Here is a 428-nt window from a genome sequence, read left to right as displayed (position 1 = left end):
TCGTAGGCGCGCTGGGCGGCAAACGTGGCGCGAATGGCCGTGGCCTCCGCTGCGTAGGCCAATGCTGATACCTCACCAACCACCTGCTGCACCTGGACGTCTTGCGCCACCGCCGAGGCATTGCCGGTGCTGAAGATGCGTTTTCGCTCGCGCACCTGCTGCGCAACTTCGCGAGTGATGGCGCGCGCAATGCCGGCCAGCGTGGCGAGGTGGAACAGCTGGTAGAACGCCGTCTGGTACTTGAAGCGGCTGCTGAACGGGAAGATGTTCTCGTCTTCCACGGCGGCGTTCTCATACACCGACGTGCCGCTGCCGGTGGTGCGCTGGCCGAAGCCGTTCCAGTCGTCGTGGTGCGTCACGCCCGGCTGATGTGAGCTGACGGCGGCGATCACGTCGGTGCCGTCTTCCAGGCGCGCATACAGGTCCAC

The 428-nt window shown here is 65.7% G+C and carries 1 protein-coding gene; it reads right to left on the bottom strand.

What is annotated here, in order from left to right; all coding sequences use genetic code 11:
• Positions 1 to 428, bottom strand: a 428-nt coding sequence (locus FNX44_RS30185; protein ID WP_500274221.1) for an acyl-CoA dehydrogenase family protein, incomplete at both ends; no start/stop codon positions are given.

Origin of the sequence: Streptomyces alkaliterrae, from assembly GCF_007097205.2 — a bacterium.
In the GTDB taxonomy this organism is placed as follows: Bacteria; Actinomycetota; Actinomycetes; order Streptomycetales; family Streptomycetaceae; genus Streptomyces; species Streptomyces alkaliterrae.
This window is presented reverse-complemented; position numbering and strand designations above follow the sequence as displayed.